Source organism: Solidesulfovibrio carbinolicus, assembly GCF_004135975.1.
Taxonomy (GTDB): domain Bacteria; phylum Desulfobacterota; class Desulfovibrionia; order Desulfovibrionales; family Desulfovibrionaceae; genus Solidesulfovibrio; species Solidesulfovibrio carbinolicus.
This window is the reverse complement of sequence record NZ_CP026538.1, coordinates 241,789-267,238: the sequence shown is the minus strand read 5'-3', so window position 1 is coordinate 267,238 and position 25,450 is coordinate 241,789. Positions and strand designations below refer to the sequence as shown.

Below are 25,450 nucleotides of genomic sequence, written 5' to 3'. Positions count from 1 at the left end.
CCCAAAAACTTCTCTATGGGGGATGCCCAGGTTCCGGGCATCCCTATCCTGTCAGCAAAAATGCTATCCCTACGGCCCCGCTTTGGGGGCCGTGGCGTGGTAGGGGCCGGAATCGGGTCCGGCGAGCCTGCCGCGCCAGCGGCGGCATCGCCGGGCGCGATTCCGGCCCCTTCTTCGGCGTCCGCCGACACCTCCCGGCCCCCCTGTCGGCTCGCCCGCCCGCCGCAGACAATCAGGGGGTCCGGGGGGATTATCCCCCCGGCGGGTCCAGGGCAGCGCCCTGGCAGGTGCAGGACAGCGTCCTGCCGGGTCCAGGGCAGCGCCCTGGCAGGGTCTGGGACAGCGTCCCAGCGGGTGCAGGACAGCGCCCTGCCGGGTCCAGGGCAGCGCCCTGGACCCGGTTATTCGCCGAGCGTCTTTTCGTAGACGGCTTCGAGGCGCGCGGCCACGGCGGGCCAGTTGAGTTCTTCGGCGATGAGGCGTCTGGCGTTTTCACGTTTGCGCTGCCGGCCGGCCTCGTCGGTGAGGGCGGTGACGATGGCCCGGCCGAAGGCGGCGGCGTTGCCCACGGGCGCGGTGTAACCGCAGTCGCGGGACTCCATGATGCGTTTGATTTCGCCCACGGCGTTGGAGACCACGGGCACGCCCGAGGCGAGATAGTCGCCGAAGCGGATGGGGAAGCGGGCCTTTTCGATGGGGTCGTCGTCCATGGGCAGAAGCAGCGCGTCGGCGGCGGCCAGATAGCGCGGCACGTCGGTGGGCGGCTTTTCGCCGATCTTGACGATGTCCGGGGCGAAGCGCTCCTCATAGGGCTTCATGCGGGCCTTGAAGTCGTCGGAGATGTGCATCTTGCCGAGGAACAGAAGCTTGAGGCCCGGCAGGGTCTCGCGGGCGGCGGTGTAGGCGTCGAGCAGCGCAAAAAGCGATTCGGTGTAGGTGTGGCCCATGGAGAGCAGCACTTTGTCGTCCGGGGCCAGCCCCAGGGCGGCCCGAGCCTCGTGCTTGGGCGGCATGTCCAGGCGGATGGTTGGGCAGTTGGGGATATAGTGGATCTTGTCGGCTGGCAGGCCGGCGTCGCGGAATTTGCCGATGAGGATGTCGCTGGCGGCGGTGGCCTGGTCGGCGATGCGCGGCAACTGGTCCTCGGTGAAGTTGTAGAGCAGCCGCACCGGGCCGGGGTGCTGGTCAATAAAGCCGCCTTTCCACATGTCGTCGTGGTCCAGCACGATCTTGACCTGGGGCTTGAGGATGCTGGTCACCAGCGTGGGGAAGCTGATGGGATGCAGCGGAAAGGCGAAGCTGTGCAGAATGTCCATGGGCGTGCGCAGACATTCGTGGGTGTTGAGCAACATCCGCAGGGTATGGCCGGTGTGGTAGGTGGCCAGGTTGACGCGCGGCAGGAAGCGGATGCGCAAGCCGCCTTCCTTGCGTTCGGTGGTGCGCAGGGTGGCCTCGCGGGAGGCGCACACCAAGGTCACGTTGTGGCCGCGATCAGCCAGATGCCGCCCCAGGTGGTAGCAGCGGAAGTAGGTGCCGTAGCGCTCGGGATTGTGATTGAGGAAGAGTATGTTCATTAGAGATTCGTTTTGACGAAGAGTTTTTCGGGGAGCGCGCGCACCAGGGCCATGATGGGCCGCCAGAACCACGGGGTATAGAGGACGTCGCCCTTGCCGTGAAGGGCTTTGCGGATGTCGCCGGCCACGCGTTCGGGCGAGGCGGTAAGGCGCGCGGGGGTGGGCGCGGCGGCGGTCATGCGGGTCTTGGTCCAGCCGGGGATGACGGTGACGACGCGCACGCCTGTGCCGGCCAGGCGGTGGCGCAGGCCGGAAAGCAGCGTGGTCAGCCCGGCCTTGGCCGCGCCGTAGAGGTAGTTGCTCTTGCGGCCGCGCTCGCCGGCCGGGGAGGTCAGGCCGACGATGGTGCCGTGGCCGCGCTTGGCGAAGCGGTCGGCGGCGATTTCGAGGACGGAGGCGGCGGCGGTGAAGTTGGTGTCGATGACCGCGCGGGCGGCGGCGAAATCGCGCTGGCCGGACTGCTGGTCGCCGAGCAGCCCGAAGGCCAGGACCAGGACGTCGGGCATGGGGTCCAGGGAATCGAAAAAGGCGGCGTGGCCGGCGAAATCCAGGGCGTCGAAATGGCGCACGCTGACGTCCGTGTCGCAATCCTTGGCCAGATCCACGGCGGCGACATTGAGCCGATCCTGGTCGCGGGAGGCCAGCACCAGGGAGGCGTGGTCCTGCGCGGCCAGCTGGCGGGCCAGGGCCAGGGCGATGTCGGAATTGGCGCCGAGAATGGCAACGTGGGGCGGCGTGCCGTCCGGGGTCAAAGCGCGCGGGCGCTTGGGCGGCATGAGGGTGTTTTTGAGCAGCCGCAGGCCGAAGCGGGCGTAGTTGGCGATGATTTTGGGGTTGCCGCCGGCCTGGACGAGCTTGCGGGTGATGTAGGACGGGCGCAGGTGGAAATCGAGGAGCGTTTTTTTGCGGAAGGCCTCGATTTCTTCCATGGAGAGCGTGCTCGTGCCGACGGTTGGGGCGTTGAAATAGTCCTTGCCCAGGACCGAGCCGGGCAAAAGCCCCTCTTCGCGGGCGATTTCATTGAGCCGGGTGCCGTAATAGGGAATGGCGATGTGGAGTTCCAGGAAATCGTTGTCCAGCTCGAAGATGTGCTGACGCGTGGCTTCGAGGTGTTCCCTGGTTTCCCAGGGCAGGCCGATGAGGAAGAAGCCGAAGGTGAGCAGCCCCGCTTCCTTGGCCCATTTGGTGGCCTGAAGGTTGTCGTTGGTTGTTGTGTTCTTGTGGATGCGCGACAGCGTTTCCGGGCTGCCCGACTCGTAGCCAAAGGCCACCAGCCAGCAACCGGCCTTTTTCATGAGGACCAGCGTGTCCTTGTCCAGGGGCTTGACCTTGGAGTTGGCCACCCAGCGGATCTTGCCGGCCAGGGGGGAAGCAAGGATGGCCTGGCACACGGCCTGGGTCCAGGTCGGGTCAAAGGTGAAGGTGTCGGACTTGAAGAAGAAGTCGCGGATGCCGTGGTTGGCGTAGCAGTCGGTGAGTTCGGCCAGAATGTTTTCCGGCGAGCGCAGGCGCAGCTTTTTGCCGGAAATCTTCGGGGTCATGCAGAAGATGCAGGCTGAGGGGCAGCCGCGCGAGGTGGCGATGGTGGCCTGGGGTTCGCCGGTGTCGGGGCGCACGTAGAGGGCGTTTTTGATCAGGCTACGGTCGGGAAACGGCAGGCTGTCGAGGTCGGTCTCCCAGGAGGCGAAGTCGGTCTTGGTCCAGACGCCGTCCTTTTTAAAGAGGATGCCGCGAATGGCCGGCACGCCGGCCGGAGCGTCGAAATGGGCCTTGGCGAGCTTGCCGACGATGAAGTCGGATTCCAGGCCGATCAGGTAGGTGACGTCGGCCAGATCGAGCTGGGCCAGGAGCGCCTCGTCGGGGTCAAAGAAGATCGCACCCTTGAGCATGACCAGAAGGTCGGGCTTTTTGGCCTTCAGCTGCCGCACCAGGGTCAGATCGTTGAAAATGGTAGAGTTGGTGATGCTGACGAAGATGCCGTCCGGGGCCTCGCGGTCGAAATCGGCCAGCAGATCGGCCGGGGCGCAGCGCTCGGTCTGGTAGTCGCGCAGGAAAACGGCAAACCCTTCCTGCTTGAGGGTGGCGGCGGCGTAGCCCAGGTCGTTGGGCGCGCGCATGGACGTGGCCGTGGACTGCTCCACGTTGCCCTGGGAACGGTCCTCGCCGCGCTGGTAAAACCGCCCCGGCGGATAGAACAGCATGATTTTCTTCATGGATTCCGGACACGCTCCACATAGAGGATAAGGTAAAAGCTGACGATCCACAGCCCCAGGGAGGCCTGGATGAAGCCGTCGCGCAACAGCACCAGGGTCGGTGAACCGCTTTTGCACTCGACCAGGGTAATCTGCAAGTAGCGCAGGACGCCGAGGATGACGAAAATGGCGGTCAGGTACAGCTTGTCCGAGCCATGCTTGGCGATGACCTCGGGGGAAAGCGTGTAGAGGATGTAGCTCACGATGACAACCGCCGCCATGATGATCATGGAGGCCGAGACGAACTCCAGGTTGTAGCCGTCGAGCGACCGCCGCGTTTTCTCGCAGCCGGCGGCCGACAGCAGCAGGTCGTCGCGGCGCTTGGCAAAGCCGAGAAACAGCGCCAGCAGGAACGTCATGAGCACGATCCAATGGCTGGGGGTCACGGCCGTGACCACGCCGCCGGCGAACACCCGCAGCACAAAGCCCACGGCAATGCAGGCCAGATCAATGAGCGCCTTGTGCTTGAGGGCAAAGCTGTAGAGGGCGTTAATGACGAGATAGCCGGCCAGGATGGCGGCAAAGCCGCCCGACCCCAGAACGAGGGTCAGACCGGCCGCGCCGGCCAGAAGCACGCCGGCGAACCGCAGGCCCTGCCCCGGGGTCAGCGCGCCCGAGGCCAGGGGGCGGTTGCGCTTGGTGGGATGGGCCCGGTCTTCCTCGACGTCTTTTAAGTCATTGACGACATAGACGGCGCTGGCGGCCAGACAGAACGCGGCAAAGGCCAGGCAGGCGCTCCACAGCGCCGCCGGGTCGGTGAGCTTCCAGCCAAAAAACAGCGGCAGGAAGACAAAGGCGTTTTTGACGTACTGGTGCGGCCGGGCCAGCTTCAGGTAGGCGGCGGTCCGCGACGTGGTTTTCGGCATAGCGCTCCAACCGGCCTCGCCGGGAGGCCGGACCATAGCCGGGATCGCCCCGGGCTTCAATCGGCCCGGGGGTGCTTTCGCCGGCCGGGCAGCAGGTCCGGCACGAAAAGAGCCAGGGTCATTAGCGTCAGCACGATCCAGCCGGCGTTCATGACGGGCACGAGCCTGGCCATGATGGCCTCGTCACGATAAAGCAGCTCGGCCGGGCCGGACGCGCCGGACGGCAGATTGTAGACATTGATAAATCCCAGACCTTTAAGCGGGGTCAACGACTTGCCTCCGATCGCCAGCCCCCAGCCGGGGTGAAAAGCTTCGGAGAAAACCAGAAAGCCGCCGCCAGCCGGCAAGGTCAGGTCGTAGCGGCCAGCGTTTTGGCGCTTGTAGGCAATGTCCGCGCCGGCAACCGGGCCGCCTGTCTCGCCCAGGGTCAGCTCCACGGCGTCGCAGGCCACGGTGGCCGGCCCGTCAAGGGCCAAACGGACCAAGCCGTCGGCTCCGGGCCGCGCCGTCCCGGTCGGGACGTCATTGCGGCCGTCCTTGGTCAGGACCACCGAACGGCCGTCCGGCAGTTTGACCGTGTCCCCGGCCTTGCCCACCAGCCGCAAGGTGGCGGCGTAGTCCCCGGCCACGGGCACGGCCACGGCCAGGGTGGCCGGCAGCCGGGCCGCCGCGCCAAAGGACAGCACGGCCCGGCCGGGAACGGGGGTGTCGGCCACCAGCCGCATGGGCTGGTTGGGGGAATTGACCTGGGAAGACAGCTGGGCCTGGCGCATGGCGAAGCGGATGGTGACGGTGGTGGCCGGCCCCTTGATCTCGGAAACCATGCGGCGCTTGTAGACGTCCTCCCAGCGGTCGTCACGGCTCCCCTCCACCCGGTACAGGAGCTTGGACGGGCCGCCGTCCACGGAGGCCGAGGCCGCCACGTAGGACGTCTGGACCTTGTCGCCGAAAAGGCGCGGATAGCTTTCCAGCGTCAGCCCCGCAACCGGCTCGGGGAAGCGCACGGTATAGACCACCTCGCCCGGAGCGTCGCCTTCCACGGCCACCACCCCGGCCCCGCGCGGGTCGGCGAGATCGAGACGGGCGTTTTCGCTGGTCACGGTCACGTCCGCGCCCTGGGCCAAAAGCGGCACGAAAAGCTTGGGGGCCATGGGCGAGACCGGCGCTTCGGTTGCTTCCTCGGCCTCGGCCACCACCCGGACCTTGCCGCCGGCCAGGGCGGCCAGTTGGCCCCGGGCGTCAGCGTAAGCTTCCTCGGGCACGGCAAGGAGCCCCGAGACGATGACGCCCCGGCCGGGAATTTCCACGGCCAGCTCATGGGGCGGTCCCGGCTCGAAAGTGGCCGTGCCGCAGTCGATCCAGTCGATGCCGCGCCCCAGGGGGCCGGCGGCCAGCTCGGCCACGGGCGCGCCGTCGAGGCTCACCTTGGCCGTGCCGGCAAAGCTCTCGGCCCCGGCCCGCAGGAACAGGTGTAGGGTCCCGTGGCCGATCAGCGCAAACCGGGCCACGCCCGGACCTTCGCTTATGCGGGCGGCCTTTTCCAGCACCGAGCCGCCATGACGAGGATCGTCAAGCTGGCGGGGGGCCAACGGCCCGAACGCGCCTTCCAGGGTGGCTGACGCCGCTCCCTGGTAGGCGTCGGCCGGCAGGAACGGCAGCAGCAGTTCGGGCGTGGCCCCGCCGGCCACGGTCAGGCCGCCAAAACCCGGTCCCAGCGTTTTGAGTTCGGCCTCGGTGACGTCGGCCCCGAAGAACAGCGCCTCGTCGGCCCACTGGGGCCGGCTGGCGTTGGCCAGGGACAACAGCAGCGGAAAACCGCCGGCGGCCAGACGCGCCCCCTGGGTCAGGCGCAGGCGCGGCAGGAAGTCGGTGTTGCGAAGCACGGCTTCAGGCGGCGCGGCCAGGTCGGGATCGACCACCAGATCGCGCTGGGCGGCGATGAAGGGGCCAATCAAATCGCCGGGATCGAACAGCGTTTCCGGCCCGCGCTTGGTGGTCGGCATCCAGCCAAACGAGCCATAGGACAGATAGGGGTTGGTCTGGTTGTAGACGACCCGTTTGACGGCGGCCAGCCCCAGCAGCCGGCCAAAGGCGTCGGTGACCGGCCAGGGCCGGTGCAAAAGCCCAAGCAGGTACATGCTGTAGGGTTCACCGATGTAGGTGGGGCCGATGATGCCGTCCTTGCCGAGCAGGGCGAAATTGCGGGTCAGCCCGTTGTTCGGCGGTTCGGGCACGTCGCCGGTGGGACCGGCGATGGTGGGCCAGACCGTCACCCGGTAGTCGTCGGGGTCATTGGTGAAATATTTCGAGAGGGTGCCCTCGGCCGGGGACAGCGGCTGGGGCATCATGGCCATGGTCTGGGAGGTGGCGTTCTGAGGCCGGGTCAACTGGCCGGTCCAGTAGGGGTGCAGGTAGACGACCAGGACGGCGGCCCCAAAGGCCAGGGTCGTGGCCCGGTTGAGGCGGCTGCCCTTGCTCCATTCCAAAAGCCGGGCCAACCCCAGGCCGGCCAGCAGGGCCAAGCCGAAATAATAGACCGGCAGCCAGCGGGCCGGCCGGGCCATCTGGAAAAACAGGATCGGCACGCGGTTTAAAAACTTCTCGTAAAACACCGCGCCGGCGAGCGTCTTGTTGCCGGCCAGACAGATAAAGCCCATGAGCAGGCACAAGGCGGCGAAATATTTGATGCCTCTGTTCGGCACGCGGCCAAAGCCGCCGAGAATCGCCAGCCCGAGCAAGGCCAGGGCCGCGGCCACCCACTCGGGGTTGTCTTTGAGCGTTACCGGATAGGCGTATTCCGTGCCCATGCCATAATTGTCGGTGTGGCCGAGCATGGCTTGGCGAAGCGGCGCGGAATAGCGGCGATAAATGCCCTGGTAATGGTCGTTGATCTCTTCCTTGGTCTGGTGATGCTTGAAATCGGCGGCGTGGATGATGGAGCTGGCCGCCGGAACCAGCCAGTGCAGATGGAGAAAGAGCGCCACGCCGCCGGCCAGGGCAAAGGCCAGGGCCGGACGCCAGCTTCGCCGGGCGACGGTCTGGCCGAGGGTGAAAAGTGCGGTGAACGAGCCATAAAACACGATGCCAAAGGGTGAGGCCGAGCAGGCCAAGGCCCCAAGCAGACCGGCTGTCAGCGTACAGGCGAGAAACCGGCGCGCGGACGGATCGGCCGCCGCCCGAAAGAGCAAGGCCAGCACCCAAGGGACGATGGCCAGGGCAAAACCGCTCTCTTCCACATGGCCGGCCACGGCCATGGAAAACTGGCGCGGATTGAAGGCAAAGACCATGGCGGCCAAGACCGTGGGCCACAGCCCCAGGCCCAAGAGGCGACACAGCACGGCCACGCCGCCGGCCCCGGCCACGGCATAGACCGGGCCTTCCCAGCGCACGATAAAGGGGCCGCCCAGGTATGACCCGGCGTCGCGGGTGACGAGGTCGAACCAGCGGGTGATGCCGGAAAACGCGCCCGGCGCGCCCATGTCGTACTTGGAGGCCCAGGCGTGCTTGGAGATGTCGGCGACTTGGCGCATCTCCTCGGCGTAGGGCGTCGGCACCCGGTCCCAGTTCTGGTAGACATGCCCCGGCGTCCAAAGGATGCCGCGCCAGGAGAGCAGCGCGAAGGCCGCGACGATGGCGAGGGGGATGAGATAGAGGAAGACCAGGGCTCTGCCCTGGACCCGCCGGGGGGGATCATCCCCCCCGGACCCCCTGGATGGGGGGAGGGGCTGGTTCGTATTACATTTTGTCATGCGAATCGTTGTTCAGATCGAAATCTTTTTCTCCACCCTGCCGCCGCCCCCCTTAAACTTTTCCCCATATGGGGGGTCTGGGGGCCTCAGGCCCCCAGCCGCCGGAGGCATCTTCCCTCTTCTCTCTTCCCATCTTCCCCTCACTCCCTCACGCGCCCCTAAAATCCTTCCTCCAGCATCGGGTTCACCAGGCAGGGCGACACCGTAGCCAGATCGGCGGGCGGCAGGGAGGATGGGGCCAGGCGCGTCTTGCGGCCGGCGATGGCCAGTCGGCCGGCGGCCAGCCAGGCCACGGCCTGGGGGTAGATGCGGTGTTCAAGGGTCAGGATGCGCGCGGCGAGGCTTTCGCCGTCATCGTCTGGGCCGGCCGGCACGGCGGCCTGGATGACGATGGGGCCGCTGTCCATTTCCTCGTCCACGAAATGCACGGTGGCTCCGGCGATGGTGACGCCGTAGGAGGCGGCGGCGGCCTGGACGCGCAGGCCGGGGAAGCTTGGCAGCAGCGCCGGGTGGATGTTGAGGATGCGGTTTCGGAAAGCAGCGATAAAGGGCGCGGCGAGCAGGCGCAGGTAGCCGGCCAGGATCACGGCCTGGGCCCCGGAGTCCTGGACGGCGGCCAGCAGCGCCGCGTCGTAGGCGGCCCGGTCCGGGTAGTCGTCCTGGGGCAGGGCGATGGCCGGGATGCCGTGGGCGCGGGCGCGCGAAAGCGCCCGCGCCTGGGGTTTGTTGGACACGACGGCGACGATGCGTGCCGCGATCTTGCCTTCCTCGATACGGTCGATGATGGCTTGCAGGTTGGACCCGCCGCCGGACGCGAGGACGGCAAGGGGGAGCGTCACGCGCCGCGCCTCGCGTCGTCGATGACAGCCTGGGCCAGGGCCGGCACGGTGTAGGCGGCGGCGTTGACGTCCGGCGTGAACCCGTATTCGGCCAAGGTGGCGGCCGTGATGGGGCCGATGCAGGCGGTCTTGACGGCCGAGGCCTTGAGCACCTCGGGCGGAATCTGGGCGAAGAAGTTCTTCACCGTCGAGGACGAGGTGAAGGTGACGTAGTGGATCTCGCCGTTTTTCACGGCCTGGATGATCTCGGCCGGGTCCTGGTCCACGGGCCGGGTGTCGTAGACCGGCAGCACGGTGACCGTGCAGCCGGCTTCGGCCAGCTTTTCGGGCAGCACGTCCCGGGCTTCGCGGGCGCGGGGGATGAGCACCTTCTTGCCGGCCACGTCCTGGGCGAGCAGTCCCTCGACCACGGATTCGGCCACGAAGCGCTCGGGGATGAAATCGGCCCGAAGCCCCCGTTCGGCGAGCTTTTTGGCCGTGGCCGGCCCGATGGCGGCGATGCGGATGCCGGCGAAGGCCCGGGCGTCCAGGCCCTTGGCGTCAATGCGCTCGAAAAAGCAGTCCACGCCGTTGGCCGAGGTGAAGACGACCCAGTCGTTGTCGTAGAGGCTGTCGATGGCCGCGTCGACCGGAGCGACGTCGGTCAGCGGCGCGATCTCGATGGCCGGGAACTCGTAGCAGCAAGCCCCTTCGGCCCCCAGCAGGCGGGTCAAATCACTGGCCTGCTCGCGGCTGCGGGTGACGACCACGCCCTTGCCGAGAAGGGCGCGCTTTTCGTACCAGGCCAGCTTGTCGTGGAGCGTGGCCACGCCGCCGACGACAAACAGCGACGGCGGGGCGAAGCCGTGTTTCTGGGCTTCCTCGGGCATGGTGGCCACGGTGGCCACCAGGCTGCGATGACGGCAGGTGGTGCCCCAGCGCACCAGGGCGGCCGGGGTGTCGCCGGGCATCCCGGCCTTCATGAGATTTTCGGTGATATGGGGCAGGTTTTTCACGCCCATGAAAAAGACCAGGGTGGAGCCGGACTTGGCGAAAGCTTCCCAATTGAGCGAGCTTTCGGTCTTGGTCGGGTCCTCGTGGCCGGTAATAAACGACACCGACGAGGTAAACGAGCGGTGGGTGATGGGGATGCCGGCATAAGCCGGCGCGGCCACGGCCGAGGTGACGCCGGGCACGACCTCGAAGTCGCAACCGGCGGCGATGAGCTCCTCGGCTTCCTCGCCGCCCCGGCCAAAGACAAAGGGATCGCCGCCTTTGAGGCGGGCCACCACCTTGCCGGACTTGGCCATGTCCACCAGCAGGTCGTTGATCTTGTCCTGGGGCAGGGTGTGGTCGCCGCCCTTCTTGCCGACGTAATAGATTTCCGCGTCCTTGCGGCAGAAATCCAGGAAGGCCTTGTTGGCCAGATAGTCGTAGACCACGACATCGGCCGTTTCGAGGAGTTCCTTGGCGCGAAGGGTCAAAAGGCCCGGATCGCCCGGACCGGCTCCGATGAGATAGACTTTGGACATGCACCCGCCTTTGGTGGTTGGCAGTATCATTTCAGCCCTGGGGCCTGCCGGGAAGCGGCCGGCCTTACAAGCGACGCCGCGCCCCGGACTCCCTGGCCTTGCATTTTGACGAACCGCGTCCGCCCATCAGGCGGACGGCGCGCTCCAGGCCGCTTGTCTCCCATGAAACGGATCGGGCATGTGCCGCCTTGGCAAGGCACCACGCCGTTTCGCTGGCAACAAGCGAAAACCATTCTATTTTTTAAAAAATACTCTCGTATTTTTTAAAGGTCGCGCGACTACGGTTTGGCGTGCCAGATCGGCGCACCGCCGCCCAGGCACTGGTCGATCTCCAGATCGACCACGCAGGGATCGGCCAGCCGGTTTTCCGGCGACACGAGCATGGCGGCCCGGCCCTGGTCCGGCACCATGCCGTTGTTGAACAGGTAATTGACGGTCACGACCTTCATGCCGTCGGGCAGGGGCGCAACCGAGGCCACCTTGACCTCGTACAGCCCCAAATTGCTGGTCTTGGCCCAGGCGGTATTGAACAGGTGCAGATATTTGGCTTCGCCGCCGCCGGTATCGCGGTTGCAGCCGACCAGGGCGACGGCCAGCGCCGCCAGGGCCAGAGCGGCCCGGAGTGTCCTTGGCATGTGCGTTTCCTTGCTGAAAAGTTCTCGGCGCTTTTTTTCACGGATCGGCCAAAACGGCAACCCCGGCCGCCTTTGACTTCGGGCCGGTCTCGTAGCACAAGGAAGCCCGATTCCAAAGGAGGTTGGCCGTGGCGAGGACCGTTTGGGCGCGCCTGTTTGTTTTTGCCTGCTGTTTCGCTTTATTAGCCACGTCGGCGGCCGCCCAGGAAGACTTTCGGGCCGTGCTCGGCAACGAAGCCGGGATATTCCCGGGGGCGGAATTCAAGCGCGTGATCCGCTTTCCCAAGGCAGCCACGGTCATCTTCGAAACCGGGGCCAGCCCGGCCGAGGTCAGCGCCTTTTACGCCAAGGATGTGGCCTCGCGCGGCTGGAAGGTCGAAGTCAACGACGTCACCGACGGCGCGTCGTTTCTGCTGGCCGTGAAAAACGGCCGCCGCCTGACCGTGGAAGCCCAGCGCGGCCTGCCCGGCCGCACGGGCTTAAACGTCACGCTGTAGGACTCCCGCTTCCCGCCCTATGGACAACCCCGTCGCCCCGCCGGCCAAGCGCCGCCTGCTCAAACTGGCCGCCGCCCTGGCCGGAGCCTTGCTCATCCTGGCCCTGGCCCTGCCGCCCCTGGCCAAGCACATCATCGGCCCCGAGCGGCTACGGGAAATGGCCCAAAAGGCCCTCACCGACGCCCTGGGCCGGGACACCGTGCTGTCCGGCGACGTCTCCATCACCATGACTCCCTGGCTCGGCCTGTCCATGGGGCCGGTGGCCGTGGCCCAGGCCCCAGGCTTTGGCGACGGCCCCATGTTCGCCGCCCGCCAGGTGGAGATGACCATCCGCATGGCCCCGCTGTTGGCCAAGGTCATCTCGCCGGGCTCGGTGCGGGCCAGGGACGTGACCGTGCATCTGGCCCGGGCCGCCGACGGCCGGACCAACTGGGACGACCTGGCCGCGCCCCAGGACGCCCAGGCCGGCTCGGGCTGGACCGTCGTGCCCCAGCCCCGGGCCGTGCACCTGAACAACGTCGCCGTGCGCTACGACGACGCGGCCACGGGCAAGGTCCTGTCCGTCACCGGCGCGCGGCTGCGCACGGGCCTGGGCCAACCCTTCGATTTCGCGGCCAGCTTCGAGGCCATGGGCCTTGTGCCGGGCGGCGAGCTCCAGTGCCACCTCCAGGGCCGGGCTTCCTTCGATCCCGGCTCCGGCCGGCTGGGGCTGCACGGCGTGCGGGTGGAGACCGGGCTTGTCATCGACGCCCCCCTGGTCCCGGGGGGGGCCGTGCCGACCCGGGTGGTCTCGCGACTGACGCTCGACTACGACGCGGCCGCCGCCGCGCTCACCCTGTCCGACATCGACGCCCGGGCCGACGGGGCACGGCTCACCGGCATGGCCGGGGTCTCCGACCTGCCCGGTGCGCCGCGTCTGGCCGGCAAGCTGAAGCTGGACGCCGACCTGCTCGGCGGCTGGCGGGCCATTTTAGGGTTGGCCAAGCCCGGAAGCCCGGAAAGCCTGGTGGCCGCTCCGCAAGAGCCCCAAGCCCCGGCCACGTCTCCGGCCGCCCCATCCGCTCCGGCCGATGCCGCGCTGACCGCCCCCCTGCCCAATCGCCTCACGGCCGACCTGGCCCTGGCCGGGGACAAGGACGGCCTGCACCTGACCGATCTCACGGCCCGCCTGCCCCGGGGCACGGCGCACGGCTCGGCCCGGCTCATTCCCGGCGACCGGCCGGCCCTGTCCGGGCAGATCAAAGCCGAGGACGTCGATTTCGACGCCCTGGGCCTTGGCGGCGGGGGCGGCTGGCCCGTGCCCGGGCCGTGGATCTTCGGCCTTGATCTCGACGCGCAAGTCGCCTGCTCCCGCTGCGTCGTCGGCGGTCTGTCCTTGGCCGAAGCCGCAGCCACCCTGCGCGGCGCGCCCGGGCTCGTGCGCCTGGGGCCGGCCACGGCCGTGCTGCCCGGGGGGCAGGTGGCCAGCCTCGACGCCCGGCTTTCGCCCACCGGCGGCCCGGACGGCGGCCCGGGTTACGACATCCAGGCCGCCCTGGAACCCCTGGGCCTTGTCAGTCGCTTTTCCGGCCGCCTGGACGCCACGGGCGCGGCCGGTTCCTGGACCCTTTCCAGCCCCGACGCGGCCGCAGCAGCCAAGGCCCTGGGCCTGGGCAGCCTGCCGGCCGGGCCGGTTGCGGCCCGGGGCCAGCTCACGCTTTTGGCCGAGCCTTCGGGCAAATGGCAGCTTTCGGGCCTGGAGGCCAAGGCCGGGGGACTGGTTCTTCGCGGCCAGATCGGCCCGGCTCCGGGCGGCGGACCGGGCCTGGGCTTTGATCTCGCCGTGGACCACCTGGACCTCGACCGTCTGGCCGGCCTGGTCGGCCCAGCCGGGCAGCCGAACCAGTCGGGCCAGTCGGGACCAGCCGCCACCCTGCCCCGGGCCAAGGGCAAACTGCGCCTGGAGCAGGTTAGCGGGCGGGGCCTGGACCTCAAAAACGCCGTCCTCGACCTTTCCCTGGGCGAAAAAGGGATCACCGCCGCCGTGGAAACCGCCGAGGCCTGGGGCGGGCGGCTCTCCGGCTCCCTTGAGCGCCAGACCACCGGCCGCCTGACCGGGGCCTTGCAGCTGGCCGGAGCAGAAGCCGGCAAGCTGTTCCCCAAATCGGGCCTGACCGGACCCATCGCCGCCAAGCTCGGCCTGGAGGCAGCCGGCGGCCCCAAGGGCCGGCTTGGCGCGGTCAGCGCCGCTGTCGAGGCCGAAGCGCCCCGGCTGGCCCTGGGCCGGGCCGGCTCCCGCCAGACCCTGGCCGCGCCCAAAATCAGCCTGACCTTCAAAGGCGTGGATGGGGCCGAGGGCATCGAAGGCGAGGCCAACGCCACCCTGGCCGCCGCGTCCTTTGACGGTGGACCGGACGGCCCGAATCTGCGCGACCCGCGGGCGGCCCTGGCCGGCCCCCTGGCCCTGGACCGCGAGGGCCGGCTGCGCGAGGTGTTCCAGGGCAAGTTCGAGGCCTCGGCCCTGGCCCGGCTGTCCGGCGGCGGCGAGTTGCGGCTCACCCTTTCCGGACCGGTGGCGGCCGAGTCCGGCGGCGGCTTTTCCCTGGGCGAACTGTCCCTGGGCTTTGCCGGGGCCTCGGCCACGGCCAGGGTCTGGCGCAAGGGCGGCGAGGCCGCGCCGGTGCAGTGCAGCCTGGAGACGGGCACGTTTTCACCGCGCCAGGTGCTGCCGGCCCTGGGCTTTTCCCTGCCGGCCGAAGCGCCGGCCACGCTTTTGACCAAGGCTTCCTTGGCCGTGGCCGCAGCCGTGGACGACAAGGGCGTGGTCGTCTCGAAACTGGCCGCCAGCCTCGACGAAACCCATCTGACCGGCCACGGCAACTTCGAGCGGTTCGATCCGGCCCGGGGCAAGTGGGAGCTCACGGTGGACCGCCTCGATCTTGACGCCTACTCCCCGCACAAGCCGGCCGCCGGGCCGCCGCCCCTGGCCGAACGACGCCAGAAGATCGACTTCAAGGGCCTGCGCGAAGCCGCCTTGGACCTCAAGCTGCATTTCGGCTGGCTCAAAAAGGGCAACGTGACCTTCGACGCCGGCACGGCCTCGTTTAACGCCAAAAACGGACTTTTCACCTTTCGCCAGGAATCGCCGCGCTTCTATGCCGGCCGGCTGTTCGTGGAGGTGCGCGGCGACGCCCGGGACACGGCCCTTAAGACCGCCATCGAACTCAAACTCGAAGGCATCGAGATCGCCCGGTTCCTGCGCGACTGGGCCGAGGGCGACACCCTGGCCTCCGGGGCCTGCACCTTTGTGGTGGCCGCCCGCACCAGCGGGGCCACCGAAGAAGAGCTGCGCGGCAATCTGACCGGCACCGGCCATTTGCAGATCACGCGCGGCGAGATCAAGGTCCGCGACCCGGACAAGCTCGTGGACGGCAAGCCCCAGGAAGAACGCCTGCCCTTCGAGATGTTCTCCTCCAGCTGGAACGCCAAGGGCGGCGTGGCCCACAGCGACGATTTCCGCATCGAAAGCCCGCGCATGGTGGTGGCCGGCCGGGGCGAGTGCGATCTGCGCCACGAGACCATCGACCTCAACCTGATCGCCACCCTGCCCAGCGGCAGCCATGTGCCGGCCACCATCATCGGCCCCCTGGACGGTCCCAAAGTCACCATCGACCGCAGCCGCATCATCGGCGACGTGGTCTACCGGGTGCTCCAGGGCTTTTTCAGCATCCCCGGCCGAGCCGTCACCCGCATCCTCAACCTGCCCGGACGCTGACCCCATGCCGCCCGCGCCGCCAAAGTCCCCGGCCTACGTGGCCACCGCCCTTTCCGCCCCGGACGGCACGGTGGTCGACGTGCGCCTGGAGGCCGACGGCAAGGTCCGCCATCTGGCCGGCCGGGGCGGCGGCGCGGCCGAGGCCGCCCGGGCGCGGGCCGCCCTGACCGCGCCCGACGACCGGCCGCCGGTGGCCGTCCTTTTGGGCGCGGGCCTGGGACACGGCATCGCGGCCGCCCTGGAGGCCGGTTGCCCGGCCGTCTTTGTCCTCGACCGGCAGGCCGCCATCCAGGAAGCCGCCGGCGTGAGGGAGCGGTTCGCCGCCGAGACGAAGGTCGTTTTCCGGGACGACGCCGATCCCCTGGCCGCCGCCGGGGCGGCCGCCGACGCCGCCCGAGCGGCCGGGTTCGCCCGGCTGTGCCTCGTCGTCCACCCGGCCTATCCCCGCCTGGACCCGGACTGGCAGGCCGGCGTGGCGGCCGGCTGCGCCCGCTACGAAGCCCTGCGCCGGGAGATCGGCTACCAAAAGCTTGCCTCGCCCAAGCCGCGCGTGCTGCTCTTGTGGCGGCCCTATTTCCTCTACCGCGAGATCGAAACGGCGTTCGACCGCCTGGACATGCCCCACGAGCGCCTGGACATGGGCCGGGGCGAGCGCGGCGAGACCGCCGTGGTCGAGGGGCTGCTCGCCGCCGTGGCCCGGTTTCGGCCGGACTTCGCGCTCACCGTCAACCATCTGGGCCTGGACCGGGAAGGCCGGCTCACCGCCCTGCTGGCCGAGATCGGGCTGCCCCTGGCCTCCTGGTTCGTGGACAGCCCGCGCCTGGTGCTCCACGATTTCGCCGGGCTGGCCGGCCCCGGAGTCATGCTCTTTTCCTACGACGCCGACATGGCCCAGGCCATGGCCGGCCAGGGATTTGCCCACACCGCCTGGCTGCCCCTGGCCACGGACCCGGCCCGGTTTGCCCCGCGCGCCCCGGTGGCCGGCCATCCCTGGCGGGCGGCGGCGTCTTTTGTCGGGGCGTCCATGAACGGTCAAGCAGCCGAAACCCTGGCCCGGCTGTCCCCGGCCCTGGCCCGAGGCGTTAGGGCGGCGGCCGACGCCTTCGCCGCCTCGCCCGAGCGCGACGCCGGCCGTTTCCTGGCCGGGCATCCGGCCACGGCCGACCTTTATGCCGCCCTGGACGGCAGCGAGAAACGCCTGGAGGCCGAACTGGCCCTGACCTGGGAGGCCACCCGGCGCTACCGTCAGGACTGCGTGTCGCGCCTGCTGCCGCTTAGGCCGCTCATTGCCGGGGACCACGGCTGGGAAACGGTCTATCCGGGCTGCGGCACGGCCTGGAAGCGCTTGGCCCCCCTGGATTATTACGACGACCTGCCGCTTTTTTACTCCCAAAGCGACGTCAGCCTCAACGCCACCAGCCTGCAGATGAAGGGCGCGGTCAACCAGCGGGTGTTCGACGTGCCGGCGGCCGGCGGCTTTGTCCTCACCGACGCCCGTGAGCAGCTGGCGGCGCTGTTCACGCCCGGCCAGGAGGCGGCCGTCTACGCCGAACCCGGCGAGATCGAAGCCCTGGCCCGGCATTACTTGGTCCATCCGGCCGAGCGTGAGCGCCTAAGCCGGGCGGCCCGGGAACGCATCGCGGCCGAGCACACCTACGAGCACCGTCTGAAGGCGCTGGCCTTGGCCATGAAAAAGGCCTTCGGCGGCTAGCCGAAGGCCTTGATTTCACGAGATAAGTCGAAAGAACTCAGGGCGCCGGGATGGTCAGGGCCTTGCCCACGGCGATCTTGGTCGGATCGGCGATGCCGTTGGCCTCGGCCAGCCGCTTTTCGCTCAGGCCATGGCGCTTGGCGATGGAATACAAGGTGTCCCCGGGCTGGATAATGTAGGAACCCGGTCCGGCCGGCACGACCTTGGCCTTGCCCGAGGCCGGCGCGGCGGTCGGCGTCGCGGCCGGAGCCGGAGCCGCAGGGACCACGGCGGCCGAAGCCGGCGTCGGGGCGGGTTTGGCCGCGCCACCGGCCAGGGGACGGGCAGGCGTCGTGTCGGTCAGTTCGCGGCCGGCCGGCTCCATCTCCGGGGTCGGGGCCGGCGAAGCCTGGGCCGGCGGCACGGACACGCCCGGCGGCGGCGGCGGCAGGGTGTCGGTCGGGGTGCGCAACCGGCTGGAAAACCCGCCGGGCGCGTTGGTGCGGTCCAGCAGTTCGTTGTAGACCACCGCATAGCGGCCGTAGGCGTCCTGGTAGGCGACAAAGGCGGCGTCGGCCGGCTCGTGGCTCTGGCCGGCCTTTTGCCAGGCGGCGTGGGCGGCCGTGACCTGCTGCCAGGCAAGCGCCGCGTCCTTGCGCACCAGGTCGTCGGACACGTACTGCATATTGCGTTCAAGCCCGTCGTATTTGCCGCACCCGGCCGTCAGGCCAAGGGCCGCGCCCATAACGACGAGCAGCAGGAAAACAGTGGATGTTCCTCGAAGCATCTCGGGTCCTCATGCCCTGGCGGGTCCGTTTCCGGGCCAGGCCTTTTCATGTCGGGAAGCGAGCGTTACATGCCCTGTAACGCGCCTTTCGTCAAACCGCCAAACCTTGCCAGCACCGGACGCCATGATACACCGCCTCGCGCCCCATCCGCCCGCCGCCAGCCTGCGGCCCCATCTGCCGCTGTGGGCTTACGGCCTGGAAGGCGACTGGCTCCTGCGCCATCAGGCCGCCGGGTTGGCCGTCCTGGCCGCCGGCGCGCCCAAATTCTCGATCCTGTCCGCCAAGCTTGCCGCCTGGGGCTTTGAACGCGCCCCCCTGGACCCGGCCCTGGCCGCCGCCGCCCGCGAGGCCGGCCGGCCCCTGGACGACGCCCCGGCCCGCCGGGCGCTCACCCGGGAACTGGCCCGGCGGCTGGTCCGTCCGGCCAACGCCCAGGCCCTGACCCCCCTGGCCCAGGCCCCGGACCCCGGCCCGGCCCTGGCCTTTCTGGCTCCCGCCATGGACGATCCCCGGCATGGCCTCTACTGGCGCGGCAAAGCCTTTGCCCTGGCCCTGGTCCGTGGGCTGCCGGAGCTGGCCCGGCAGGCCGTGGCCCCGCTTCTGGCCGATCCCGCCTTGACGCCCCTTGGCGCGCGTCTGGCCCTGGAAGCCGCCCTGGCCTGGGACGGCCCGGCCGCCTGGCAGGCGACCCTTTCCCGCCTGGACCGGGATTGCTTCCCGCGCTACGCCGCCCTGGCCCAGGCCCATCTGCTGGCCGAGACCGGCCAGCGCGAGGCGGCGGCCGAGGCCCTGGCGACGCTGTGGCGCGAGGACAACTGGCATCCCGATCTCACGGCCCGGCTGGCCGCGCTCCTGGCCCCGCCGCCGGCCGCCGATCTCAACACCCTGCCCGGGACCCTCCACGTCTTCGTCTACACCTGGAACCGGGCCGCCCTGCTGCGCCCGACCCTGGAACGGCTGGCGGCAAGCCGGCTCGGGCCGGCCCGGGTCACGGTGCTGGACAACGGCGGAACCGATGACACGGCGGCCGTGTGCCGGGCCATGGCCGAGGGCTTCGCCCCGGGACGGTTTGCCTGCTTGACCCTGCCCATAAACGTCGGCGCGCCGGCCGCACGCAACTGGCTGGCCCGCACGGCCGGCCTGGGTCCCGACGATCTGGCCGCCTACCTCGACGACGACGCCCTGGTCGCGCCGGACTGGCTGGAGCAGCTCGCCGGGGCCTTGGCCGCCGATGCCGAGGCCGACGTGGCCGGCGCCCGGGTGGTGGCCGACGCGCCGGGCGCGGCCCGGGTCGCCCAGGCCGCCGACGTGAGGCTGCTCCCCCCGGACGAGGCCCATGCCGTGCGCCCGCTGGTCAATGCCGGCCCCGGGCCGGACCTCGGCCTCTTGGCCGTCGTGCGTCCCTGCGCCTCGGTTTCCGGCTGCTGCCATCTGCTGCGCGCCCGCGCCCTGGCCGGGCCGGCCGCCCCTTTCGACATCCGCTTCTCACCCAGTCAGTTCGACGATCTGGCCCGGGATCTGGCCGGCTTTACCGCTGGCCGCCGGGCCGTCTACGTCGGCACCGCCGCCGTGGCCCACCGCCAGCACGCCGGGCCGGGCCAGGCCAAAAGCGCCGCCGCCGTGGGCCAGCTCCTGGGCGCGCGCACCAAGCTCGACGGGCTTTTTTCCCGGCAGGCCATGGAGCAAGCCGCCGAACGCGACCTGGACCTGGCCTGGGCCTGCCTGGCCGAGGCCTTTGCCGCGGTGCACCAACGGCTTGCCGATTAATCGAGGAGATACTGCCGGGGATTGACCGGCGTGCCGCCGGCCCGGACTTCGTAGTGCAGGTGCGCGCCGGTGCTGCGGCCGGAGTTGCCGGACTGGGCGATCAACTGGCCGCGCTTGACCTCCTGGCCGACCTTGACGTCGAACTTCTTGAGGTGGGCGTAGACCGTCTCCAGCCCGTAATCATGGGCAATGATGACGATGAACCCGTAGCCGGCCATGGTCCCGGCCTCGACCACGCGCCCGGCCCCGGCGGCGTAGACCGGGCTGCCGGTGGGCACCTTGATGTCCACGCCGTTGTGGAAATCGCCGCCCCGGCCAAAAGGCGAACGCCTCGGGCCAAACCCGGAGGTGACATAACCCCGGGCCGGCCACAGGGTGGGTTTGGCCAAAAATTCCAGTTTGCGCTCGACCAGGCTACGGGCCAGCATCTGCTGGGCCGCCTCCTCCCGGGCCATGCGCCCGCTTAAGGCGTCCAGAAAATCGAACAGCCGCCGTCCCAGGGACTCGCCCATGGCCGCGTCCGGCATCCGGGGGGTCCGGGCCTCGCCCATGGTGCCGGGGTCGGCCGCCGGCTGGTCGAGCATGATCCCGAGCTTGGCGTTAAACGAGGCAATGCGCCCGGCCTCCTCCCCCAAAAGGCGCATCCGCTCGCGCAGGCGCATGGCCGCCGCCTTCTGGGCCACCAGCCGCCCCAAGGCGGCCTGACGCCGGGCGGCCAGGGTCTCGTAGCCGGCCTCGAACCGCCACAGCCAGGCCCCGGCCGAGGCCAGGGCCAAAAGAACCAGGGCCGGCGCGAGAAACATCCAGCGTCGATAGATGAACAACCGCCGGATGCCGCCCGGGCCGTGGAGGAATATTTCGAGTTCGCGTTCGAGCATGGGGCGGAGTCGGAAAACAACGAAAAGAGAAGATGCCTCCGGCGGCCGGGGGGCTAAGCCCCCCGGACCCCCTGAAAGGGGATGCAGAGGGACGGCAAGGACGGGGCGCGGCTAGCCAAAGAGCCAGGCGAACAGGTCGCTCCAGTCAAAAGAACCGGAATAGGCCTGACCGTTGACCGTGGCCGACCCGGACAGGCTGGTGGTGGGCTTGTCCAGGGAAAAGCTCCAGTCGAGCAAGGTGGAGGACAAGGACAAGCTGCCGGCGCTGTTGACGGTCACGGCATTGGGATCCAGGGAACCCGAGGTCGAACCGTAGGGAGTGGAAAAGCTCCACGAGGCGGCCATGACCGGGGCCGGAAGCAGGGACAAGGCCAGGATAAGGGCGCAAAGACGCATGACGACTCCTCCTTGCCGCCGGGCATTGCCGCGCCCGGGGCCGCTCCGGCGCACGCCGGCTCTTACTTTGGCTATAAGATGCCCTCAGCCGCTGTCAACCAAGGGCGGTTCGGGCGGATTTGATTTACAGGCTGCCGGGTCTCGTCTATTGTTCAAAGATCGCCGCCAACCTTTTGCCCCTTGCCGGGAGCCGCCATGGCCCAGTCCGATATTTTGCTCGAAGCCGGAACCAACGAACTCGAAATCATCGAATTTTTCATTGACGAAGGCCCCGAGCGCGGCGTCACCAACTACGGCGTCAACGTGGCCAAGGTGCTGGAAGTCATCGAATCGCCGGGCCTGGAACCGCTTCCCGGCGCGCCGCATCCCTGCTTCATGGGGGCCATTCCGCTGCGCGACATCGTGCTGCCGGTGCTGGATCTGGCCGTGTGGCTGGGGCTGCCCCGGGCGCGCCGTCCCCACGAGATCATTCTGGTCACCCGCTTCAACAGCCGCACCACCGGCTTTCTGGCCACCGGCGTCACCAACATCCACCGCTTCCACTGGCGCGACGTGGAACCGCCCCATCAGGCCATTTCCTCCCTGGGCGCCAACGCCGTCACGGGTCTGGTGCGCCACGAAGGCCGCTTCATCCTGCTTTTGGACCTTGAAAAGATCATCTTCGAGCTCGACGCCGGCCTGCCCCAGGATGACGACGCCCCGCCGCCCTCGGCAAAACGCCTGCGGGCCCTGGTGGCCGAGGATTCAGGCGTCATGCGCCACATGATCCGGGAACGCCTGGAAGCCGCCAATTTCGAGATCGTGCTGGCCGGCGACGGCCAACAGGCCCTGGGCCTGCTCCTGAACCCTGAGGGCGTGCGCCCGGACATCGTCATCTCGGACATCGAAATGCCGCGCCTGGACGGCTATACCCTGACCCGGCGCATCCGCGAGACCCCGGCCCTGGCCCGGCTGCCGGTCATCCTGTTCTCCTCGCTTATTACCGACGAGCTGCGCCACAAGGGGCTGTCGGTGGGGGCCGACGAACAGATCTCCAAGCCCCAGTTCGGCGACCTGGCCCGACTGGCCATGGATTTGATCGAAAAGCGCCGCACCCTGGCCGACTAGATTGCCTTCGCCGGCAAACCGGGGCACAGTCCTGCAAATATCCGAGCCAAGGCGGACCGTCGCATGAAGCTGCGCCCCGACATTCCAGACGCCCTGTACAAACGGTCGCTGTTCTCCTGGGTCTGGACCAGCAATTTAAAGCTCCAGGGCATCCTGCTCATCATCATCGTGGTCACCGTGGCCGTACGGGTGCTGCCCCTGGAGATGCAAAAAAAGATCATCAACCAGGCCATTTCGCTCAAGCGCCTGGACTTGCTCCTCATGTACTGCGGCTATTATCTGGCCTGCGTGGTGGCCGCCTCGGGGCTTAAGCTCGCCATAAACGCCCTGCAAAACTACATCGGCCAGCAGTCGCTCACCGACCTGCGCAAGCAGCTCTACGCCCACATCCTAAAGCTCCCCATGTCGTTTTTTCGCAAGGCCTCGCCCGGCATGGTGGTCTCATCGCTCATTGCCGAGGTGGCCAACACCGGCGAATTCGTGGGCCAGGCCATTGCCGTGCCCGTCACCAACGTGCTCACCCTCTTCGCTTTCGCCGGCTACCTCTTCTATTTGAATCCGCTTATGGCCGTCATCAGCATGGCGCTTTATCCCATCGCCATCCTGGTCATCCCGGCCCTGCAAAAGCGCGCCAACGCCGCCAACAAGCAACGCGTGGACACCGGCCGCCAGCTCTCGACGCTCATCAGCGAAACTGTTTCCGGCATCCACGAAGTCCACGCCAACGCCAGCTTCCGCCTGGAAAACAAACGCTTCGGGGCTATGGCCGACAAGCTCTTCAAGGTGCGCGTGGTCTGGAACCTGTATAAGTTCGCCATCAAGGTCTCCAACAACTTCTTCCAGAACCTCGGCCCCTTCGTGCTCTTTCTCGTGGGCGGCTATCTGGCCATCAACGGCCGCTTCGACCTGGGCGCGCTGGTGGCTTTTCTCTCGGCCAACGAGAAGCTCTACGATCCCTGGAAGGAGCTGATGGATTTCTACCAGACCTACCAGGACGCCTCGGTCAGCTACGACCGCATCATGGAATATTTCCAGGGGGACCCGGAGTTCATCGAGGAACCGGCCGATCCGCGCCCGCCCCTGGCCCTGGCCGGGGCGTTTTCGGCCAACAACCTGGTGATGGAAGTGCCGGGCGGCATCCAACTCTTAAAGGGCGTGTCCCTGGACATCGCGCCGGGCGAACTCACGGCCCTGGTCGGTTTTTCCGGCTCGGGCAAGTCCACCCTGGCCCTTTGCCTGTGCCAGAACCTCAAATACACCGGCGGCTCGGCCACCTTTGACGGCAACGACATCGACGCCCTGCCCAAGTCCGACATCGCCGACAACATGGGCGTGGTGTCCCAGCATCCCTTCATCTTTGAAGGCACCATCCGGGCCAACCTGCTCTATTCCATCAACGCCCGGCGCGAGGCCCACGGCGTCACGGGCGAGGACGGCCTGCCCACGGTGGACGAGATCATCGCCGTGGTGCAGCAGGTCGGGCTTTTCGCCGACATCCTGCGTTTTGGCCTCAATTCGGTCTTCAAGGAAGGCAAAAAGGAAAATCTCGTCAAGAAGGTGGTGCGGGTGCGCGAGGCCTACCATGCCGGCCACGCCGAGAGCCTGGCCGACTGGGTCGAGTTTTTCGATCCCACCCAATACCTCTACTACAGCAGCGTGGCCGAGAACATCGTCTTCGGCACGCCCAACCGGGACGATCTGGCCCCGGAGAATCTGCCGGCCAATCCGTTTTTCATCGGCTTCCTCCACGACGCGGGCCTGAAGATGCTGCTGGTCCAGACCGGGGCCGAGCTGGCCGCCCGCACCGTGGACATCTTGAAGGACGTGCCCTCCCCGGACGCCACCTTTTTCGAGCAATCGCCCATCACCGTGGACGAGTTCGAGACCTACCGCGATCTGGCCGGGCGGCTGGGCCGGGTGCGGCTGCACAAACTCTCTCCCGAGGACGAGCGGCTGCTCCTGACGCTTGCCCTGCGTTTCACCCCGGGCAAGCACACCATCGTCGGGCTGTCCCACATCCTGGAAGGCCTGCTGCTCCAGGGCCGGGCCATGTTCGCCGAGCGCGTGGCCTCGGACCTGCCGGGCGCGGTGACGTTCCTGCGCCGTGAGGACTATCTCTATTCCATGACCGTCATGGACAACATCCTGTTTGGCCGCCTCAAGACCACCAGCGCCAAGGTGGTGGACCAGATCCAGAAGACCATCGTCAGCCTGCTCATCGAAGAGGACATGCTGGAGCGGGTGCTGGAGATCGGCCTCGACTTCCAGGTCGGGTCCATGGGCGACCGCCTGTCCGGCGGCCAGCGCCAAAAGGTGGCCCTGGCCCGGGCGTTTCTCAAGGAACCGCCGGTGCTCATCCTCGACGAGGCCACGGCGGCCCTGGACAACGCCTCCCAGGCCCGCATCCAGAACCTGCTGGAAAACAAGTGGCGGGGGCGCTCCACGGTCATCGCCGTGGTGCACCGGCTGGACACCATCAAGAACTACGACAAGGTGGCGGTCATGAAGGCCGGCCGCATCGTCGAGGTCGGTTCCTACGCCGACCTCATGGACAAAAAGGGGATGCTCTATGAGCTCGTCTACGGAGCGGCCGCAAGGGCCTAACCTGTCGGCCTGCGGGTTCAACGACCATCTGGACCTGCTGCGGGAGTTGCCGATTTTTAACGGCGTGCCCTTGGACGTGGTGAAGGTGCTGGCCTACCTGTCCACGGCCGAAAGCTTTTCGGCCGGCGAATCGCTGTGCGACCAGGGCGAGGCGCTCGACCGATCATTTTACGTGCTGTGCGGCGAGGTGCACGTGCTGCGCCACGTCGAGGGCTGCGACGCGCCCATGCTGACGCGCGGCCCGGGCTTTTTCTTCGGGGGCCTGGGGCTTCTGGCCTCGGCCAAGGCCCTGTACACGGTGCGGGCGGCCGCGCCGACCCAGTGCCTGACCCTGTCCAAGGAGAAGTTCCTCAAGACCGCCGAGCGTTTCCCGGACATCCTGCCCAAAATCCTGCACAACGTGGTGGCCCACGTGTTCCGCTGGGAAGAGGCGTTTCTGACCGCCCACGCCGAGGAATGCGCCGGCCGGGGCAACGAGATGGGGCTGAGTCTGTTCTAGGCTTCGGTTAATCGCTGCATCATTTGAAGCGATTAGAGCGCGTA

17 protein-coding genes are annotated in these 25,450 nt (G+C 68.2%); 7 read left to right on the top strand and 10 right to left on the bottom strand.

The annotated features are described in order from the left end of the window. Positions 1 to 401 precede the first annotated feature (401 nt). From C3Y92_RS01145 to C3Y92_RS01115, 7 genes are all read right to left on the bottom strand, one after another. A complete protein-coding gene (locus tag C3Y92_RS01145) occupies positions 402 to 1,574 on the bottom strand; it encodes a glycosyltransferase family 4 protein (RefSeq protein ID WP_129348699.1) in 1,173 nt (390 codons plus the stop codon). Then, positions 1,574 to 3,787: an SDR family oxidoreductase gene (locus tag C3Y92_RS01140; RefSeq protein ID WP_129348697.1), complete on the bottom strand. Its 2,214-nt coding sequence runs from the start codon at positions 3,785 to 3,787 to the stop codon at positions 1,574 to 1,576. The genes C3Y92_RS01145 and C3Y92_RS01140 overlap by 1 nt, the downstream gene beginning before the upstream one ends. Continuing rightward, entirely contained in the window at positions 3,784 to 4,692 is a 909-nt protein-coding gene (locus C3Y92_RS01135; protein WP_129348695.1) for a decaprenyl-phosphate phosphoribosyltransferase, read from the bottom strand. The genes C3Y92_RS01140 and C3Y92_RS01135 overlap by 4 nt, the downstream gene beginning before the upstream one ends. Before the next feature lie 56 nt (positions 4,693 to 4,748). Beyond that, entirely contained in the window at positions 4,749 to 8,441 is a 3,693-nt protein-coding gene (locus C3Y92_RS01130) for a hypothetical protein (protein WP_129348693.1), read from the bottom strand. Positions 8,442 to 8,599: 158 nt separating this feature from the next. Continuing rightward, entirely contained in the window at positions 8,600 to 9,280 is a 681-nt protein-coding gene (purN, locus tag C3Y92_RS01125; RefSeq protein WP_129348691.1) for a phosphoribosylglycinamide formyltransferase, read from the bottom strand. Next, positions 9,277 to 10,791 (bottom strand): uroporphyrinogen-III C-methyltransferase, encoded by a 1,515-nt coding sequence (gene cobA / locus C3Y92_RS01120; protein WP_129348689.1) that lies wholly within the window; start codon positions 10,789 to 10,791, stop codon positions 9,277 to 9,279. Before cobA ends, purN begins: the two co-directional genes overlap by 4 nt. A 278-nt stretch (positions 10,792 to 11,069) precedes the next feature. Continuing rightward, complete coding sequence (locus tag C3Y92_RS01115; RefSeq protein ID WP_129348687.1) at positions 11,070 to 11,426, bottom strand: hypothetical protein; 357 nt, start codon at positions 11,424 to 11,426, stop codon at positions 11,070 to 11,072. A gap of 128 nt (positions 11,427 to 11,554) precedes the next feature. Between C3Y92_RS01115 and C3Y92_RS01110 the strand changes: the two genes are divergently transcribed. From C3Y92_RS01110 to C3Y92_RS01100, 3 genes are read left to right on the top strand one after another with little or no spacing between them, the layout of a single operon-like run. Next, positions 11,555 to 11,923 carry a hypothetical protein gene (locus C3Y92_RS01110; protein WP_129348685.1) on the top strand — a complete coding sequence of 123 codons (369 nt, stop codon included), beginning with the start codon at positions 11,555 to 11,557 and terminating at the stop codon, positions 11,921 to 11,923. A 19-nt stretch (positions 11,924 to 11,942) separates the two neighbouring features. Beyond that, positions 11,943 to 15,677 (top strand): AsmA family protein, encoded by a 3,735-nt coding sequence (locus C3Y92_RS01105; protein WP_129348683.1) that lies wholly within the window; start codon positions 11,943 to 11,945, stop codon positions 15,675 to 15,677. A gap of 4 nt (positions 15,678 to 15,681) precedes the next feature. After that, positions 15,682 to 17,388: a CgeB family protein gene (locus tag C3Y92_RS01100; RefSeq protein WP_129348681.1), complete on the top strand. Its 1,707-nt coding sequence runs from the start codon at positions 15,682 to 15,684 to the stop codon at positions 17,386 to 17,388. A gap of 37 nt (positions 17,389 to 17,425) precedes the next feature. On the opposite strand, the gene C3Y92_RS01095 is transcribed toward C3Y92_RS01100, so the two are convergent. Continuing rightward, positions 17,426 to 18,154 (bottom strand): LysM peptidoglycan-binding domain-containing protein, encoded by a 729-nt coding sequence (locus tag C3Y92_RS01095; protein ID WP_129348679.1) that lies wholly within the window; start codon positions 18,152 to 18,154, stop codon positions 17,426 to 17,428. A gap of 124 nt (positions 18,155 to 18,278) precedes the next feature. On the opposite strand from C3Y92_RS01095, the gene C3Y92_RS01090 reads away from it, so the two are divergent. After that, the gene (locus C3Y92_RS01090; protein WP_129348677.1) at positions 18,279 to 19,922 is read left to right on the top strand and encodes a glycosyltransferase family A protein; all 1,644 of its coding nucleotides are present in this window, start codon (positions 18,279 to 18,281) and stop codon (positions 19,920 to 19,922) included. On the opposite strand, the gene C3Y92_RS01085 is transcribed toward C3Y92_RS01090, so the two are convergent. Beyond that, entirely contained in the window at positions 19,919 to 20,800 is an 882-nt protein-coding gene (locus C3Y92_RS01085) for a M23 family metallopeptidase (protein WP_129348675.1), read from the bottom strand. The two genes, C3Y92_RS01090 and C3Y92_RS01085, sit on opposite strands and share 4 nt — an antisense overlap. 111 nt (positions 20,801 to 20,911) lie before the next feature. Further along, positions 20,912 to 21,196, bottom strand: coding sequence for a hypothetical protein (locus C3Y92_RS01080; RefSeq protein ID WP_129348673.1), 285 nt, complete (start codon positions 21,194 to 21,196; stop codon positions 20,912 to 20,914). A 195-nt stretch (positions 21,197 to 21,391) separates the two neighbouring features. Here C3Y92_RS01080 and C3Y92_RS01075 point away from each other — a divergent pair, with 195 nt between their 5' ends. From C3Y92_RS01075 to C3Y92_RS01065, 3 genes are all read left to right on the top strand, one after another. Beyond that, positions 21,392 to 22,303, top strand: a complete 912-nt coding sequence (locus tag C3Y92_RS01075; RefSeq protein WP_129348671.1) for a chemotaxis protein — start codon at positions 21,392 to 21,394, stop codon at positions 22,301 to 22,303. A 63-nt stretch (positions 22,304 to 22,366) separates the two neighbouring features. Beyond that, positions 22,367 to 24,907, top strand: coding sequence for an ABC transporter ATP-binding protein/permease (locus C3Y92_RS01070; protein WP_129348669.1), 2,541 nt, complete (start codon positions 22,367 to 22,369; stop codon positions 24,905 to 24,907). Next, positions 24,873 to 25,406, top strand: coding sequence for a cyclic nucleotide-binding domain-containing protein (locus C3Y92_RS01065; RefSeq protein ID WP_129348667.1), 534 nt, complete (start codon positions 24,873 to 24,875; stop codon positions 25,404 to 25,406). The genes C3Y92_RS01070 and C3Y92_RS01065 overlap by 35 nt, the downstream gene beginning before the upstream one ends. Positions 25,407 to 25,450: the final 44 nt, after the last annotated feature.